The following is a 16,540-nucleotide window of genomic DNA, read 5'->3' on the forward strand; positions in this document are numbered from 1 at the left end:
GCCATTATTCCAAGCCACCATGGGTCAGACGCTCGGGGTCAAGTAGCTGCTTAAGCTCTTCATCGCTAAGGTCGGTGAGAGCCTTAGCCACCTCGAAGATAGGTCGCTGCTCCTGATAGGCTTGCTTGACGATTTTAGCGGCTTGCACATAACCCACCTTAGGGCTCAAGGCGGTGACCAGTATCGGATTGCGATGCAGGGAGTCCTCGATTCGCTCGCGATTCACCGTAAAACTGGCAATCGCCTTGTCGGCCAACAGGCGCGAGACGTTACTAAGGATATCTATGCTCTCCAACAGGTTGACCGCGATCAGCGGCTGCATCACGTTCAGTTCGAAGTTCCCTGACTGACCAGCGATGGTGATCGCCATATCATTCCCCATCACTTGGGCGGCCACCATGCAGGCAGACTCAGGGATCACAGGATTCACCTTACCCGGCATGATAGAGGACCCAGGTTGCAGCGGCTGCAGACTAATCTCACCCAGGCCCGCCAGCGGGCCAGAGTTCATCCAGCGCAGGTCATTGCTGATCTTCATGATCGCGACAGCCAGGGTCTTCAACTGGCCCGATAGCGCGACAGCAGTATCATGGCTAGCCATACGGCTAAACAGATTGTCAGCCGGGCGGAACTCGGTACGAGTCAGCGCCGAGAGCTTTTCGCAAAACTGCGCCGAAAATTCCTTATGGGTATTGACCCCAGTCCCTACTGCTGTGCCCCCCGCGGGCAGCTGTGCCAGCTCGCCGCGCAGTCCCTTAATCATATCGCTGCACTGCTCGATTTGACTCGCCCAGCCCCCCAGCACCTGGTCGAAGCGTACCGGCATGGCATCCATCAGATGGGTTCGCCCCGTCTTGGTGATGTCGTTGAGCTGCAGGGCCTTGTCTTGGATGGTTTGGAATAGAAGCGCCAATGAGGGCAGAAGTGACTGCTCTACGGCTAACAAGGCACTAATATGGATTGCGCTGGGAATGATGTCGTTACTGCTTTGGCCCAGATTGATCACATCATTGGGATGCACCTGTGTCCCGAGACTCGTCGACACCAGCGTCGCCAGCACTTCGTTGGCATTCATGTTCGTGCTGGTCGCCGAGCCGGTCTGAAACATATCTATGGGGAAATGGCTCATCATCTGAGGATCTGCCAATAGCTGCTGCACTACCTTGGCCATCGCCTGGCCTATCGGTGGCTCAAGCTGCTTTAGTGCTACATTGGCTTCAGCTGCAGCAAGCTTGGCTAACAATAAGGCGCGAATGAAACTGCGCGGCAGGGTGCGGCCGCTTACCGGAAAGTTCTTAATTGCCCGCGCAGTTTGCGCGCCATATAGGGCGTCTGCGGGAATGTTGAGATCGCCCATACTGTCGCTAACCCGCTTGTTATCCATCTCTGTCTCCTACTTGATGAGGCTACCTTGAGCTTAGGTCAAATCTGTGTGACTGGCGATCAGCGACGAATGTTCCAGACAAGTCGCAACAAGCAGACCTATTCAGAGTGGAAAACTCTCTCAAGCTGAATACTGAGGTCGCCCGAGTCACCAGCAAGATAGTATGAAATCGGGAGTGCGGGTTAAATTAACCGAGCATTGAGCAATAAACTCGGTTTATCCGCTGACCTTGTTGATGAGAAAACGAAACTGTTGATCATCAAAGTCGAGTACGACGGCTTTATCCAAGTCGATAAGCACCTGAGACTGGGTATCATAACCCTTGCCGCTCAGGCTGAAATCGACCAAGACCTGAGCTTCATTGTGTTGGGTCACGTTGACGCTGAACCGATACAGATCGCCCAGTATCACATACTCGGCCTCGGCCTGATTAACCAACAGGGTTGGCGTGCCAAGCAACTCATCTTTCAAGGTGATCTGCGAACTCACCTGAAAATCGTCGGCAAGGCTCACGCCACTGGCAACTAAACCGATTGCCAACAGTATCCCTCTATACATTATTCAACTCCCTTTAAATCATTCATTGCTAACAGCTTAAGCTAGTCGCTTTAGGAAAGTTGTCAATCATCCACCACAGGTTTTCAACACAGGAGTCTTGCCGACAAGGTAAAAATCCACCTTCATAGAAGGTGGCTTTGATTGGCCCCCTATAAGGGGGCTGATTCATTAATCAACGTTCAACTGCAATTGACGCTCGGCCTCTTCCTTCTCTTGTTTGTCCTTATGCCGCACATATCGCCTAATTATTTCTTCGTTTGCTCCTACCGAATCAACAAAATACCCTCGTTGCCAGAAATGATTACCCCACAACTTCTTCTTTCTTAAATACGGATACTTCGCAAACAATCTAATCGCTGTTCTCCCCTTTAAGACACCTACTAATTCTGACACGCTTAAACTCGGCGGGGTTCTCACAACAAGATGAACATGATCCAACTGAACGTTTAATTCGACTACTTTACATTTCTTCATATTACAGAAGATGTAGATACTACGATGAACCTCTTTACCCACATTTCCTTTTAGAATTCGATATCTATACTTTGGAGTCCAAACTATGTGATATTGGCACCTGTAGAAAACATGTGAAGCTGATTCATATCTGCTCATGCTATTTACCTCTCTTTATTTGCTGGTTACAAACAAAGTTAGTATTTAGCATGAGCAACCTTCAGGCATAGCCTAAATCAGACGTTCACCACCTCCATAGGAGGTGGTTTTAGAATGACAATAAAAAAACACCCCGTCAGAGACCCGACGAGGTGTTTGTGTTGTTGAGCGTCGCTTAAAGATTACTCTTTATATTTTAGCGTACCGTTGGCCTTGATCTCATCATACCAAAGGTTGTGATGCTGGCTTGCCCAGTTCTCATCACAGTAACCCGACACCATACACTCCATACCGCCTTCTGACATCACAGTTGCCATGAAGATATGTACGATAGAGAAGGCACAGATGATGATGGCACTCACGGAGTGAAGCACCAAGGCAATCAGGCTTAGGGTGCGGCTAGGCTCGAACAGGTTCGGGAACAGTAACAGCATACCTGAGGCTGAAATAATCAGACCAAATAATGCAAAGGCCCAGAACCACATCTTCTCACCGGCGTTAGCAAAACCAGCATCAGGGTGCTTACCTTTAAACGGACCGAAGTTGATGTAACCACCAACGACCAGGAACCATTTAACGTCATACATCTTAGGTAGCTGGTTCTTTGCCCAGAGTGTGGTCATCAGCGCCCAACCAATCATGAACGGAATCGCCATGAAATCGTGGATCTGCTTGGCGCCATACACTAAGCCAGCCCAGAACCCTTCACCCAGATACGGCTGGAAGAAGAAACGACCCGCCAGCAGCGTCAAACCCGTGAGGATCAACAGCAGACAAGGGATCGCCCCTAACCAGTGAATAGAGACATCAAATTTCGACCAGCGATAGACCATCTTGCCCGAGAAGCCATGATGCAACTTGGAGATACCATTCACCTTGATGAACAGTACGAAGATGATGATCATGCCAAACAGCGCCGCCATTAAGGCAGGTGCCAGCCAATCGCTGCGCAGCTCCAATACCCGCAGATCATAGCTGTTGATCGGCTGGTTATGGAACTCACCGTGAGAGGTAGTGTATCCGGTAGCGCCTGACTGTAGCTCAGACCAGATCTGCCCCTCGGTGGCGGCATGGCTATGGTCGGTCGCATCGCCATGGGCGAACGACAGGGCACTGAATGTGGTACCTATCACTAGCGCTAAGATCACGCTAAATTGTTTGAACCATTTGTTCATATTACATCCTTATCGTCCACACCGGGCGAGCCCGGTGTGGATTGTTGTGGCCTTATACAAGCTGGGGATTAGCCCCAAATCGCATTTTTCGAACCACGGTATGCAACACGCTCGCGGAAGATGTTTGAGATAACCTCAGCATCACCGGCAAGTAGCGACTTAGTCGCACACAACTCGGCACACATTGGCAACTTACCTTCAGCAATACGGTTAGAACCATACTTCTGACGCTCTGCATCTGAATGGTTCTCTTCAGGACCACCAGCACAGAAAGTACACTTATCCATCTTACCGCGGCTGCCAAAGGCACCCTTTTTAGGGAACTGAGGCGCACCAAACGGACAAGCGTATAGGCAGTAACCACAACCGATACAGGTATCTTTGTTGTGCAGCGTCAGACCATCTTCCGTCTTGTAGAAGCAGTTTGCAGGACAAACCGCCTGACAAGGGGCGTCGGTACAGTGCATACAAGCCACAGAGATAGAGGCTTCGCCTGGCTGACCGTCATTGATGGTCACCACGCGGCGACGTTGAATACCCCACTCCAACGCAGAGTCATTTTCGTTTTTACATGCCGTGACACAGCCGTTACATTCGATGCAGCGCTTGGTATCACATAAAAATTTCATTGTAGCCATATTGGCAAATCTCCCGATACTTAAGCTTTAGTGATCTGACAAAGCGACGCTTTGGTCTCTTGCATCTGCGTGACAGGGTCATAACCATAGGTCAATGCCGTGTTTGCAGACTCACCAATCACATAAGGCACAGTACCTTCTGGATAGTTATTCTCTAAGCTCTCACCGTGCATAACACCGGCGAAGTGGTATGGCATCCAAGTCACGCCTGGTTTCACACGAGGTGTCACCATAGCCTTGATCTTGATGCGGCCACCTTCGGCGCCTTCCAGCCATACAGTGTCACCGTTGCGAATGCCACGATCTGCCGCATCGCCTGGGTTGATCTCAACAAACATCTCTTGTTGTAGTTCAGCCAGCCATGGGTTAGAACGCGACTCTTCACCACCACCCTCGTACTCAACCAAACGACCAGAAGTCAGACCCAGTGGGTACTTAGCTGCTGTGTCTTTCTCTTGGATTGACTTGTACAGCGTTGGTAGACGGTGAACTTGCATGTCATCATATGTTGGGTACTTAGACACAAGATCACGACGTGGTGTGTACAGCGGCTCACGGTGTACAGGCACTTGATCAGGGAAGGTCCACACGATACAACGTGCTTTGGCGTTACCAAATGGAATACAACCGTGCTTCATTGCGACACGCTGGATACCACCTGAAAGGTCGGTCTTCCAGTTCTTGCCTTCCGCTTCAGCTTTCTCTTCAGCAGTCAGGTCATCCCACCAGCCAAGTTGCTTAAGCAGCTTGTCGCTAAACTCTGGGTAACCGTCTTGGATTTCGCTGCCCTTAGAGAAGCTACCTTCGGCCAATAGGTTCTTGCCTTGGTATTCAACACCATAACGTGCACGGAAGTTACCACCACCTTGCAGTACGTGCTTGCTTGTGTTGTAAAGAATCTGAGTACCAGGGTGTTTCTGCTCAGGTGTACCCCAACATGGCCATGGTAGACCATAGGTTTCACCCTTAGCTGGGCCACCCTCAGCCTCTAGTGTCTTGTTGTTGAAAGTGCCCCAGTTTTGGGTGTGCAGCTTCAGACGCTCTGGGCTCTGGCCAGACATACCGATAGTCCACATACCGCGGTTAATCTCGCGGGTAATGTCTTCGATCACTAGCATGTCATTGGCATCTTTCGCGATGCGCTTGGTGTACTCTTTATCGAAGCCAAGCTTTTGCGACAGACGGTACATGATTTCGATATCTGTCTTAGATTCGAATAGCGGCTCGATCACCTTCTCACGCCACTGCTGGCTACGGCCAGAGTTAGACACTGAACCTTCGGTCTCGAACTGAGTCGATGCTGGTAGCAGATAAACACCATTCTTACGACGGTGCATAACACCCGCCATGGTTGGGAATGGATCCACAACAACAACTGTGTCCATCTTATCCAGAGCATCACGCACTTCGCGCTGGCGGGTTTCTGTGTTGACAGACTGTCCCCAGAAGAACGCCATACGGACGCGATCTTTTTGCGCTAATTTCTCTGGCGTTTCCAGTACACCATCGTGCCAACGAGAACACGGAATACCAGGAGTGTTCATTGGCACACGACCTAGGTATTCGTTTTGGTCGAAGCGACCCTTAACCCAGTTTAAGTCGAGCTCCCATACATGACTCCAGTGCGCCCAAGCGCCAGAGCTCAAACCGTAGTAACCAGGAAGGTTATCGAACAGTAGACCTAAGTCAGTTGCACCCTGTACGTTATCGTGACCACGGAAGATGTTAGTACCACCACCAGATACACCCATGTTACCCAGGGCTAACTGAAGGATACAGTAGGCACGAGTGTTAGCGTTACCTACGTGGTGCTGGGTACCACCCATACACCAAACTACAGTACCTGGACGGTTTTCAGCCATCAGCTTAGCGGCTTGGTAAACTTCTTCTTCACTACAACCAGTGATGTCCGCAACCTCTTTAGGTGGGAACTTCTTCACTTCTTCGCGAATTGATTCCATCTCGAACACGCGCTGCTCGATAAAGGCCTTATCTTCCCAACCATTTTCGAAGATATGCCACAACATACCGTAGATGAATGGGATATCGGTACCTGGACGCAAAGCACAGTGCAGATCAGAGTGTGCCGCAGTACGAGAGTAACGTGGGTCAACAACGATGATCTTAGCGTTGTTCTTCTCTTTGGCGATCAGAATATGCTGCATGGCAACAGGGTGTGCCTCGGCAGGGTTTGAACCGATAAAGAAGATCGCGTTCGCATTCTGAATGTCGTTAAAAGAGTTAGTTTGCGCACCGTAACCCCAAGTGTTAGCAACACCGGCTACAGTGGTAGAGTGACAGATACGTGCCGAGTGGTCGACGTTGTTAGTACCCCACATGGCCGCAAATTTACGGTACATGTAGCAGCCTTCGTTAGAAAACTTAGCACTACCCATGAAATAGAGTGAATCTGGGCCTGACTCCTGACGGATGCTCTGCATCTGGTCGCCAACTTCATTGAAGGCCTGCTCCCAAGAAAGTCTCTTCCACTTACCGTCAACCAGCTTCATTGGGTACTTAAGACGCTTCTCACCGTGACCATGTTCACGCAGTGCAGCGCCCTTGGCACAGTGACCACCGGCGTTGAATGGGTGATCGAATGCAGGCTCTTGACCAGTCCAAACACCATTTTGTACTTCAGCATATAGACCACAACCGACCGCACAGGCACTACATACTGTGCGCTTGATCTCGATAGGTGCGTCGTGTGGAATATCTTTCGCTTCGGCACGGCGCATCATGCCGGTACCGAGAAGAGAGGCTGCAGCGATGCCACCAGTGGTGATACCTGCGTGCTTCATAAATTGACGACGGCTGATGCCTAAACTTGGCTTAGCCGCTGTTGCTGCCTCATTTGTTTTGCGCGTTAACTTCATCGCTCAAATTCTCCTAATTAGCTACGCAAGCTATTGTAATAACTGCGGATATGTGCAGTTTCATGGTAGCCATCGGTATGTTTTTCTTGAGATTTATTCTCTGTTGCATGGGCAACACTCACACCGCTGGCGGCAATGGCCACACCGGCCGTACCACCAATGGTGAGTGCTTTCAGCAAAGATCTGCGATTCAGATCGGGCTGTTGCTTCTTCATTCTTGCTCCTAGTGGATTTAGGAAATTTCGATTAGTAGGGATGGTTCTATTCAAGCGAAGCCCCTGAACATTGGTTACAGCAATGTTATTTACAGGTGGCTTTTTAGTGAAATTGCTATATTTATTAAAAACATCCGATTAATTGCCGGGGCAATATAGGCAAGAAACAGACAACGGATATTGATCTAAACAGGGGTGGATAAGTAGAAAAAGTGAATAAATGACCAAAGTGTTAAGTCTGTCATGTTTTATTTGGTGCGCTATGATGGCAAACGCCAAAAAAAGGCAAAATCGGGATCCAGCAGATGTAATGAAGTTGTTGTTATTGAAAATAAAAATATCGCTTAAAATATCAACAAAGGTGATCTAAGTCCGCTTCCCCCCCTGTTCATTTCCCCATAAAAAAACACCCCACCTGATAACCAGGAAGGGTGTTTTCTCGATGTGCTTTATTCAAGCTTGAGCGGTCGCTCAGATCTACTATTTGTAGGTCAATGTACCGTTTTCTTTGATCTCGTCGTACCAAAGGTTGTGGTGCTGTATAGCCCAGTTCTCATCACAGTAACCCGACTTCATACACTCCATACCACCTTCACTCAATACTGTCGCCATCCAGATGTGGACGATAGTAAAGGCGATGATGATGATGGCGCTCAGGCCATGGATCAGTAGTGCCGCCATAGACGCTTCGCGAGGTAAATCGAGCGCTGGCATTACCAGCATAATGCCAGAAACAGCGATAAAGAGGCCGAACAGGGTTAGTGTCCAGAACCACATCTTCTCACCAGCATTGGCAAAGCCACTGTCTGGGTGCTTACCCTTGAAAGGACCAAAGTTGATGTAACCACCAACCACAAGGAACCACTTCAGGTCATACAGTTTAAATGTCTGCATCGGCATCCATTTAACCACACATAATGCCCAGGCGACGATAAACAGCGGACCCACATAATCGTGGATAGTCTTACTGCCGTAGATCAGCGAACCCCAAACACCTGTGCCCACATAGGGCTGTAGTACATGCTTACCCAACATGATGTTAAGACCGGTAAAGATCAACGCCAAGCATGAGATAGCCAATACCCAATGTATCCAAAGATCGGCCTTGGTCCAGCGCAATATCATCTTGCCAGAGAAACCATGACTTAACTTTGAAGAGCCATTCACCAGATAGAAGAGCAAGAAAGCACCAAATACACCCATAACGGCTAGTGCCATGATAGGCGTGAGATATTCATTCTTAACATTAGTGCCTTCAATAGCCGACACGTTAATCATGACCCCACCCTCAGCGTCTTTCGCTGTAGTGTATCCTTCGTCTCCTGACTTCACGGCTCGCCATAAATCAGCGTCGCTGGTGTTTGCCATTTGCTGACTGGTTTGGTCGTCAACGGCATAGGCTGACGCTGTCAGACCTAAACCCATTGCCAAGACCAATGGCAATAACAACACAGTGAATAGGCTGCGCAGTGATTTTAATAACATAGTCACTCCTTTACAGACCGTAAGCCCGAAGGCTTACGGTACTATTCACTTTAAACGCCAGTCTTAGGGGTGTAGCCCCAGATCGCATTAGGGTTACCACGTGCTGCCATACGCTCACGGTAGATATTGGAAACCACTTCAGCATCACCGGCAAGCAGCGCTTTGGTTGCACAAAGCTCGGCACACATAGGTAACTTACCCTCGGCCAGACGGTTAGCACCATACTTGGTACGCTCCGCCTCAGAGAAGGTCTCTTCTGGGCCACCGGCACAGAAAGTACACTTATCCATCTTGCCGCGGCTGCCAAAAGCGCCCTTCTTAGGGAACTGAGGCGCGCCGAATGGGCACGCATACAAGCAGTATCCACAACCGATACAGGTATCTTTGTTATGCAGCGTTAGGCCATCTTCCGTCTTGTAGAAACAGTTTGCTGGGCAAACAGCCTGACAAGGGGCGTCGGTACAGTGCATACAAGCCACAGAAATCGAAGCTTCACCTGGTTGACCATCGTTGATGGTCACGACGCGACGGCGTTGAATACCCCACTCGAGAGCGGAATCGTTTTCGTTCTTACATGCTGTGACGCAACCGTTACACTCGATGCAGCGTTTGGTGTCACATAGAAATTTCATGACTGCCATAATGGCTTATCTCCTCATCAAGTTCCGTTAGGCTTTAGTGATCTGACACAAGCTAGACTTAGTCTCTTGCATCTGAGTCACAACGTCATAGCCATAGGTCAATACGGTATTGGCTGATTCACCAATGATGTAAGGTACTGTACCTTCTGGGTAGTTCTTCTCTAGGCTCTCGCCTTCGAACATACCTGCGAAGTGGTACGGCATGAAACACTCGCCTTCGATCACACGCGGTGTCACCATTGCCTGCACCTTGATCTTGGCGCCTTCAGGGCTGTGAACCCATACTTCGTCACCATCACGTAGACCACGATCCGCCGCATCAGCTGGGCTGATTTCGATGAACATCTCTTGCTGCAGCTCGGCTAACCATGGGTTAGAACGTGTCTCTTCACCACCGCCTTCGTACTCAACCAAACGACCAGAGGTCAAGGCGAGTGGGAAGTCTTTAGCAAAGTCCTGATCCTGAATTGACTTGTATAGGGTAGGAAGACGCGCAACCATACGGTCATCGTAAGTTGGGTACTTAGACACAAGATCACGACGTGGCGTATACAGCGGCTCACGATGAACCGGAATATCATCTGGGAAGTTCCAAACGATACAACGTGCCTTAGCGTTACCAAATGGAATACAACCGTGCTTGATAGCAACACGCTGGATACCACCAGAAATGTCTGTCTTCCAGTTCTTACCTTCGGCTGCCGCTTTCTCTTCCGCAGTCAGGTCATCCCACCAACCAAGTTGCTTAAGCATCTTGTCGGTAAACTCTGGGTAACCATCCTTGATCTCACTGCCCTTAGAGTAAGAGCCTTCAGCCAGAATGTTGTTTCCATTGTGCTCAACACCATAACGAGCACGGAAGTTACCACCACCAAAGCGGACTTCACGGTCTGTGCGGTAAAGGATCTGAGTACCTGGATGCTTCATCTCAGGAGTACCCCAACATGGCCAAGGCAGACCATAGGTTTCGCCCTTAGCTGGGCCACCTGGCGCTTCCAGACTCTTGATGTCGAAGGTGCCCCAGTTTTCCTGATGCATCTTGAGACGTTCTGGGCTCTGGCCTGTGTAACCGATGGTCCACATACCCTTGTTGAATTCACGAGTGATATCTTCGATCAGCGGCTCATCACCGTTCACCTTGATATGCTTGCAGAACTCTTTCTCTATACCCCACTTCTTGGCCAACTTGTACATGATGACGTGATCAGGCTTCGACTCAAACAGAGGCTCGATAACCTGTGAACGCCACTGCAGTGAGCGGTTAGAAGCAGATACTGAACCATAGGTCTCGAACTGAGTCGCCGCAGGTAACAGATAAACGCCGTCGGTACGAGTATGCATCACACCCGCCATGGTTGGGAATGGATCCACAACCACCACAGTATCCATCTTGTTCAGTGCTTCACGCACCTCACGGCCACGGGTTTCTGTGTTGACAGACTGACCCCAGAAGAAGGACATACGGATATTGTCTTTCTGAGCGATCTTAGACTTGTCTTCGAGCACACCGTCGTGCCAACGTGAACAAGGAATACCGGTAGAGGTCATAGGATCTTGACCCAAACGTTGTTCCTGGTCGAAGCGGCCTTTCACCCACTCATAATCTAGATCCCAAACATTACACCAGTGCTTCCAAGAACCGGTCTTGAGGCCATAGTAGCCAGGCAGAGTATCGAACAACAGACCGAAGTCAGTCGCGCCCTGTACGTTATCGTGACCACGGAAGATGTTAGTACCGCCACCTGAGATACCCATGTTACCCAGGGCCAACTGCAGAATACAGTAAGCACGGGTGTTGGCATTACCTACGTGGTGCTGAGTACCCCCCATACACCAAACGATGGTGCCTGGCTTAGTCTCGGCCAAGGTCTTAGCCACGCGGTACATCTGTTCTTTTGGTACACCAACAACGTTCTCAACCTCTTCAGGTGTCCACTTAGCGGCAGCTTCGCGAATACGCTCCATGCCGTAAACACGTTGGTCGATAAAGTTTTGATCTTCCCACTTGTTTTCAAAGATATGCCACAGCAGACCATAGATATAAGGAATATCGGTACCAGGGCGAATATGCACGTACTCGTCGGCTTTTGCCGCAGTACGGGTGAAACGAGGATCGACAACGATAATTTTCGCGCCGCGCTCTTTACCTTCCAGAATGTGCTGCATCGCCACAGGGTGAGCTTCTGTAGGGTTAGAACCGATAAACATCATCGCCTTGGCGTTGCGGATATCGTTGAAAGAGTTGGTTTGCGCACCATAGCCCCAAGTGTTAGCAACACCGGCTACAGTGGTAGAGTGACAAATACGTGCCGAGTGGTCGACGTTGTTGGTGCCCCACATGGCAGCGAATTTGCGGTACATGTAAGCCTGCTCGTTAGAGAACTTAGCACTACCCATGAAGAAGATTGAATCTGGACCTGATTCCTTGCGGATATCCAAGGCCTTTTGACCGACTTCTTCGATTGCCTGATCCCAAGAGATACGCTTCCACTTACCGCCTTCTAACTTCATGGGGTACTTGAGGCGCTTCTCACCATGGCCGTGCTCACGCAGTGACGCACCTTTAGCACAGTGACCACCAGCGTTAAATGGATGGTCGAAAGCAGGTTCTTGACCTGTCCACACACCATTTTGAACTTCGGCATAGATACCACAGCCCACTGAACAGTGAGAACAGATGGTACGCTTCACTTCAGTTGGCGCATCATGTGGCACTTCTTTCGCTTCGGCTTTGCGCATCATACCAGCGCCAAGCATAGAGGCCGCGGCAATACCACCAGTTGCAAGACCTGCAGACTGAAGGAACTGACGACGACTGAGACCTAGGGCAGGCTTTTTAGCGACATCTGCCTGGTCTGTTTTGCGGGTTAATCGCATCACACTCTCTCCTAATGTTATTGAATTACTGCGAAATTACTCGTCCAAGCTTACTTGGTACGTAATGACGCGTAATAACTACGAATATGATCTGTCTCGTGGTAGCCATCGCCTTTTGCTGCATCTTTTTCAGGTGCAGGTGTTGCTGCCATAGCTTGACCACTCACGGTTGCCACGGCACCCGCTGCGCTGCCTAGAGCTAATGCTTTTAGCAATTGACGACGACCCATATCGGAAGCTTGCTTCTTCATAGTGTCTCCTAAATGTTGACTCAATTTAGGCACTAGTCTCATCATCTCGGTCAACTCGGCTTACTCTGCCAATTAACACTAAGACCAGAACCCGACGCTTGTTGGGGGCGAACCCCCGGTTTCATTATGTCGGCACTGTACTGCGTGCCGACAACCAAACTAAACCACAACCTAGGACGCGAGCTCGCTGGCTGTAGGTTCAATCTTCTCCGCTTCGCTGCCAGGGCAGTTCACCGGAATATCTAATTGGAGTTGTTCAAATTCATTGGCTTCGACAACAAAGAAGGCCTTGGCCAGTTGCGCCACTGTGGCATAGAAGGCGGCACTCGGCGCCCTGCCCAAATGGTCACAGAAACGATCTATCCAGCTACCAATATGGCGCTGATAGAAGGCCAGCTGACGGAAGCCTGGGGCTTCAAGGATCAAGGTACCCATCACCTCACACAGGGCGGCCACGTGATCTTCAGGCTCTTTAACCTCTTCGCTACGCTCAAAGCCCAGCTGCGCCAGATCTTGTCTGAGCAGAGCCAATGGCTTGTCCATCAAAGACCCTGTCATAAACCAACTACCATAGGGCAAGATCTCACCGCTACCCACCCCAAGGAAGATGTTGAAATACTCATCTTCCAGTTGCTCAGGGGTAAACTGGCCCGCGGCTAACTTTAGCGCCAACCAGGCTTTGGTCATGTCGCTGTCGTCATCTGCGTCTATCTCTAGATTGGCAAGAAACTGCAACAGTTCAGCACTGGGCTGCTTGCGTAATAGCGCCGCCAAAAGCTGGTAAATATCGGCTCTTAACTGATCGTTTTCTGAAACTTCTCTTACTAATTCGGTCATGGCTAAACTCTTATCGCAGTTGCTTTTCAGGATCTTGAAGTATGTCTTCAAACATGTCTTTTACCCGGCAGTCGCTACACATCTTCAGGCGCTCTGTATTGGCACTGAAGGCACTGTGTCCACCGACTACATCCAGCATCCGTTGCACCATGGACTGGGTGGCGAAAGGCGTACCACAACGAATACATTCGAACGGCGCCTCCTCATTCAGGGTTTGACGGCTCTGACGAGCCGCCGCATCAAAGTTAATTTGTGGCGTCAGGCTGATCACCTTCTCGGGACAAGCTGACTCACATAGACCGCACTGCACACAGGCTTGCTCAACAAAATAGAGCGCCGGCTTCTCGCCGCCGTCGGTCAGTGCTTGAGTTGGACAAGTTGACACACATGAGAGACAAAGGGTGCAGTTATCGGTATTAACACTGACCTTACCGTAAGGAATATTGCTCCGGCTCAGGCAAGCATCCGAGGCAGCCGCTTGACTATTGAGATGATCGATCGCTGCATAGAGAGTTTCACGCTTAGTGGTCGCAGCAAACTCACCGGGGACTATCATGGGCCAGCTCGCGCTAGGCTCAATCAGGTCAGTAAGCTCTGACATCTGCTCGACATTAATCACGCTGACTCTTTGTGGCTGACCCATCTCATCAAGGATCTCACTCGCCAGCTTTAGCTCACCATTTAGCATCTGTGTCAGAGTCGGCGCGGTAGCATCAGTGTTAAGTACCAAGATCTGACGGGCACCCCATGCAAGTGCTGACATCCAGTGGTCGATACTGGCAACTGTGATCTCTTCCAACTCTACAGGCAAAATCGCACCTGGCAGGTCGTCGTTGATCAAAGATGCGCCCTTACCCACATCGTGAAACAGGATCACAGGAGCTGTCTGCGCCGCGCTGCGAAAACGTGTCACTAGCTTATTGAGATAAGAGTGCAACGCCTGTGGCGTAGGCAGGTCATAGCTAATCGCGCCGGTTGGGCAGGCGTTGGTACAGCTACCCGCGCCGTGACATAGGTATGGATCTATCTCTATCTTATGATCGACACTGGCAATGGCGTCGGCGGGACAGAAATTTAAACAGCGGTTACAGCCGTCGATACCGTTTCTGTGGTGAGCACATATATCACTGTTCACCTTAACGTAACGCGGCTTATCGAACTCCCCGATCAACTCGGGCAGCTCGGCAATTGCGTCTGCTAATTTGGCTTCATCCTGGCCTACATAGAAATAGCCAGGTGGCAACATTTCTAGGTTAATACAAGGAGATTGGCTTAAATCGAGGATCAGATCGAAGTGGGCCTTACGGATGGCCACCAGACTCAGATCGGCGGTGCCGTTATCATGCTCCACCTTAACTTGGAACTGACCCAAAAAACCTTTGATATCGATGAGTTTATTGTAATAACTCTCGACCCCTTCGGCGGCATTCATCACCTTCTCAAGATGGTCTTCATCTTGGCTGGTAATTGATTCATTGGCCAAGATAGCTCGTTGGCCCATGTTAGACAGTCTATCGGCTGCCAGCCGTGCCAAATCCTCCGGGCCAATGACTAATACATTGCCTTCTGTGGTGTAACTTACCGTTGGCGGGATCAGATTTTGAAGAATTTGCGTCTGTCCCAACACTTGTTGACGCACCTGTTTCAGGTGGGCCAGGTTGTCGCTCGTCTCTAAATGCATGCTCACATTGCGTTCCTAAGCAGTATTGGCTGCTGTATCAGCCCGGGTGGCTGTTGTGCTCTTACGGCATGCGCTTTTCGCGCCAGCTTCACCCGATTTTCAACGAGTTACGACTCGTTGTTACTTGTGGTTAACACAGCAATTCACGTACCAAAATTATGGTTTTAAAAGCACTCTAAACTGACCTTAAACAACAGGTGGTTTAGTTATTGTTTGTATTTCTGGTTCATTTTGGGACACCTCCTCGGGGTCTCTGTCCAAAATGTCCTCGACCTGTGACACCTCTTGCTCACCCTGCTGTGCCAGTTGCTCGGTCGGGGTTTCAGCCTCTGCTTCACCCTCTTCGTCATCCTTCATGATGTGCCTGAAGACTTTCTTAGCCAGTTCGGCGGAGACTTCGGCAGTCAATTTGGGTTGGTTGGTATAATCCAGTGCGTATTCCAGCAGGCCATCTATCTCGCTATAGTGTGGCTGCTTCCACAGTGCTCTTAAGGCGGCGGTTTTCGCATCAGGATCCACGTTGTCGGCCATGAAACTGGCAAAACTACCACCGACCTCAATCTTCTCTGGGTCAGGCAGCTCCTCGGCGGTTAACACCTGCTTATCTTGTTGAACAGGCTCAGCTTGCTCGGCGCTGGTTTCCACCTCAGTTTGCTGCTCTAAGGCTGCCTCTTCTTGAGCCTGTTCGGCTAAACGTGCCGCTTCCTCTTCCGCCTCTACTTCTTGGCGACGCTGGGTCCAGCGTGCGAACAGTCCGCTTGGTTTATCACTCATTAGGACACTATCCCCCGGTTTGGATTGGTGCTTGGCCCCTCGTTCTTACGGCGATTAACATGCTTACGACGGTGAGCGCAGATCTCCACCTCACCATGACGAGTAATGTATGCTTCTATCCAGCAGGCGATCGCCTTGGGCATAGGGAAATTTAAAACCGGGGTGTCCCCCTCAAGGCAACCTGCTGCGACATTTTGGTCGGCCGAGATATAGGCGGGTATCCAGGTACCATCTTCTAACTCGTCACACACCACGTACAGCATGGCATTGTCCATATCGAGATTGATGCGATAGCTGCCACGCTCATCCTTATGCAGCTCCAACATGACTATGTGCGCTCCAGCGGGGGCTGGCTGAGTGGCGGGAACGATTTGATCTAATTCCCAACTTTCAGCTGTCCAGCGTCCCACCTGTTTTTCCACCTTTTTCAGTGAAACATACATGGGCCATTGACTTTCGGTATGTTGCATTCCGTCTCCGTTTTGCCTAACTGGCCGGCCTTTAGAAGATGCGCCGGGCATTGGGTTAGCGATATA

Annotated in this window: 15 protein-coding genes; all 15 read right to left on the bottom strand. The window is 50.2% G+C overall.

Features of this window, described 5'->3' with window-relative positions; all coding sequences use genetic code 11:
* Nucleotides 1–4: 4 nt before the first annotated feature.
* Nucleotides 5–1,384 carry a class II fumarate hydratase gene (locus tag NY07_RS08335; protein WP_033538887.1) on the bottom strand — a complete coding sequence of 460 codons (1,380 nt, stop codon included), beginning with the start codon at nucleotides 1,382–1,384 and terminating at the stop codon, nucleotides 5–7.
* A gap of 216 nt (nucleotides 1,385–1,600) precedes the next feature.
* On the bottom strand, nucleotides 1,601–1,942 hold the full coding sequence (locus NY07_RS08340) for a hypothetical protein (RefSeq protein WP_033538888.1): 342 nt from the start codon (nucleotides 1,940–1,942) through the stop codon (nucleotides 1,601–1,603).
* Nucleotides 1,943–2,110: 168 nt separating this feature from the next.
* Nucleotides 2,111–2,554: an IS200/IS605 family transposase gene (gene tnpA / locus NY07_RS08345; protein ID WP_033538889.1), complete on the bottom strand. Its 444-nt coding sequence runs from the start codon at nucleotides 2,552–2,554 to the stop codon at nucleotides 2,111–2,113.
* A 182-nt stretch (nucleotides 2,555–2,736) separates the two neighbouring features.
* Complete coding sequence (locus NY07_RS08350) at nucleotides 2,737–3,729, bottom strand: formate dehydrogenase subunit gamma (RefSeq protein WP_033538890.1); 993 nt, start codon at nucleotides 3,727–3,729, stop codon at nucleotides 2,737–2,739.
* A gap of 68 nt (nucleotides 3,730–3,797) precedes the next feature.
* Nucleotides 3,798–4,367: a formate dehydrogenase FDH3 subunit beta gene (fdh3B, locus tag NY07_RS08355; RefSeq protein WP_011863874.1), complete on the bottom strand. Its 570-nt coding sequence runs from the start codon at nucleotides 4,365–4,367 to the stop codon at nucleotides 3,798–3,800.
* A 20-nt stretch (nucleotides 4,368–4,387) separates the two neighbouring features.
* On the bottom strand, nucleotides 4,388–7,243 hold the full coding sequence (locus NY07_RS08360; protein WP_033538891.1) for a molybdopterin-dependent oxidoreductase: 2,856 nt from the start codon (nucleotides 7,241–7,243) through the stop codon (nucleotides 4,388–4,390).
* Nucleotides 7,244–7,260: 17 nt separating this feature from the next.
* Nucleotides 7,261–7,458 carry a twin-arginine translocation signal domain-containing protein gene (locus NY07_RS08365; RefSeq protein WP_033538892.1) on the bottom strand — a complete coding sequence of 66 codons (198 nt, stop codon included), beginning with the start codon at nucleotides 7,456–7,458 and terminating at the stop codon, nucleotides 7,261–7,263.
* Nucleotides 7,459–7,938: 480 nt separating this feature from the next.
* A complete protein-coding gene (locus NY07_RS08370) occupies nucleotides 7,939–8,943 on the bottom strand; it encodes a formate dehydrogenase subunit gamma (RefSeq protein ID WP_033538893.1) in 1,005 nt (334 codons plus the stop codon).
* Between the two features lie 50 nt (nucleotides 8,944–8,993).
* Entirely contained in the window at nucleotides 8,994–9,584 is a 591-nt protein-coding gene (gene fdh3B / locus NY07_RS08375; protein ID WP_033538894.1) for a formate dehydrogenase FDH3 subunit beta, read from the bottom strand.
* A gap of 27 nt (nucleotides 9,585–9,611) precedes the next feature.
* Entirely contained in the window at nucleotides 9,612–12,461 is a 2,850-nt protein-coding gene (locus NY07_RS08380; protein WP_033538895.1) for a formate dehydrogenase subunit alpha, read from the bottom strand.
* Nucleotides 12,462–12,511: 50 nt separating this feature from the next.
* Entirely contained in the window at nucleotides 12,512–12,712 is a 201-nt protein-coding gene (locus NY07_RS08385; RefSeq protein ID WP_033538896.1) for a twin-arginine translocation signal domain-containing protein, read from the bottom strand.
* A 171-nt stretch (nucleotides 12,713–12,883) separates the two neighbouring features.
* The gene (locus tag NY07_RS08390) at nucleotides 12,884–13,549 is read right to left on the bottom strand and encodes a TorD/DmsD family molecular chaperone (RefSeq protein WP_033538897.1); all 666 of its coding nucleotides are present in this window, start codon (nucleotides 13,547–13,549) and stop codon (nucleotides 12,884–12,886) included.
* Between the two features lie 10 nt (nucleotides 13,550–13,559).
* Nucleotides 13,560–15,230: a 4Fe-4S binding protein gene (locus tag NY07_RS08395; protein ID WP_033538898.1), complete on the bottom strand. Its 1,671-nt coding sequence runs from the start codon at nucleotides 15,228–15,230 to the stop codon at nucleotides 13,560–13,562.
* Nucleotides 15,231–15,416: 186 nt separating this feature from the next.
* Nucleotides 15,417–16,004 (bottom strand): DUF3306 domain-containing protein, encoded by a 588-nt coding sequence (locus tag NY07_RS08400; protein ID WP_033538899.1) that lies wholly within the window; start codon nucleotides 16,002–16,004, stop codon nucleotides 15,417–15,419.
* Entirely contained in the window at nucleotides 16,004–16,474 is a 471-nt protein-coding gene (locus NY07_RS08405; protein ID WP_033538900.1) for a DUF3305 domain-containing protein, read from the bottom strand. The genes NY07_RS08400 and NY07_RS08405 overlap by 1 nt, the downstream gene beginning before the upstream one ends.
* Nucleotides 16,475–16,540: the final 66 nt, after the last annotated feature.

It is taken from the genome of Shewanella sp. ECSMB14101 (genome assembly GCF_000773485.1).
In the GTDB taxonomy this organism is placed as follows: domain Bacteria; phylum Pseudomonadota; class Gammaproteobacteria; order Enterobacterales; family Shewanellaceae; genus Shewanella; species Shewanella marisflavi.

Bases quoted from the DNA above. Each gene is read 5' to 3' on its own strand.
- NY07_RS08335 (WP_033538887.1), bottom strand. From the start codon at position 1,384: ATGGATAACAAGCGGGTTAGCGACAGTATGGGCGATCTCAACATTCCC.
- NY07_RS08340 (WP_033538888.1), bottom strand. From the start codon at position 1,942: ATGTATAGAGGGATACTGTTGGCAATCGGTTTAGTTGCCAGTGGCGTG.
- tnpA (WP_033538889.1), bottom strand. From the start codon at position 2,554: ATGAGCAGATATGAATCAGCTTCACATGTTTTCTACAGGTGCCAATAT.
- NY07_RS08350 (WP_033538890.1), bottom strand. From the start codon at position 3,729: ATGAACAAATGGTTCAAACAATTTAGCGTGATCTTAGCGCTAGTGATA.
- fdh3B (WP_011863874.1), bottom strand. From the start codon at position 4,367: ATGGCTACAATGAAATTTTTATGTGATACCAAGCGCTGCATCGAATGT.
- NY07_RS08360 (WP_033538891.1), bottom strand. From the start codon at position 7,243: ATGAAGTTAACGCGCAAAACAAATGAGGCAGCAACAGCGGCTAAGCCA.
- NY07_RS08365 (WP_033538892.1), bottom strand. From the start codon at position 7,458: ATGAAGAAGCAACAGCCCGATCTGAATCGCAGATCTTTGCTGAAAGCA.
- NY07_RS08370 (WP_033538893.1), bottom strand. From the start codon at position 8,943: ATGTTATTAAAATCACTGCGCAGCCTATTCACTGTGTTGTTATTGCCA.
- fdh3B (WP_033538894.1), bottom strand. From the start codon at position 9,584: ATGGCAGTCATGAAATTTCTATGTGACACCAAACGCTGCATCGAGTGT.
- NY07_RS08380 (WP_033538895.1), bottom strand. From the start codon at position 12,461: ATGCGATTAACCCGCAAAACAGACCAGGCAGATGTCGCTAAAAAGCCT.
- NY07_RS08385 (WP_033538896.1), bottom strand. From the start codon at position 12,712: ATGAAGAAGCAAGCTTCCGATATGGGTCGTCGTCAATTGCTAAAAGCA.
- NY07_RS08390 (WP_033538897.1), bottom strand. From the start codon at position 13,549: ATGACCGAATTAGTAAGAGAAGTTTCAGAAAACGATCAGTTAAGAGCC.
- NY07_RS08395 (WP_033538898.1), bottom strand. From the start codon at position 15,230: ATGCATTTAGAGACGAGCGACAACCTGGCCCACCTGAAACAGGTGCGT.
- NY07_RS08400 (WP_033538899.1), bottom strand. From the start codon at position 16,004: ATGAGTGATAAACCAAGCGGACTGTTCGCACGCTGGACCCAGCGTCGC.
- NY07_RS08405 (WP_033538900.1), bottom strand. From the start codon at position 16,474: ATGCAACATACCGAAAGTCAATGGCCCATGTATGTTTCACTGAAAAAG.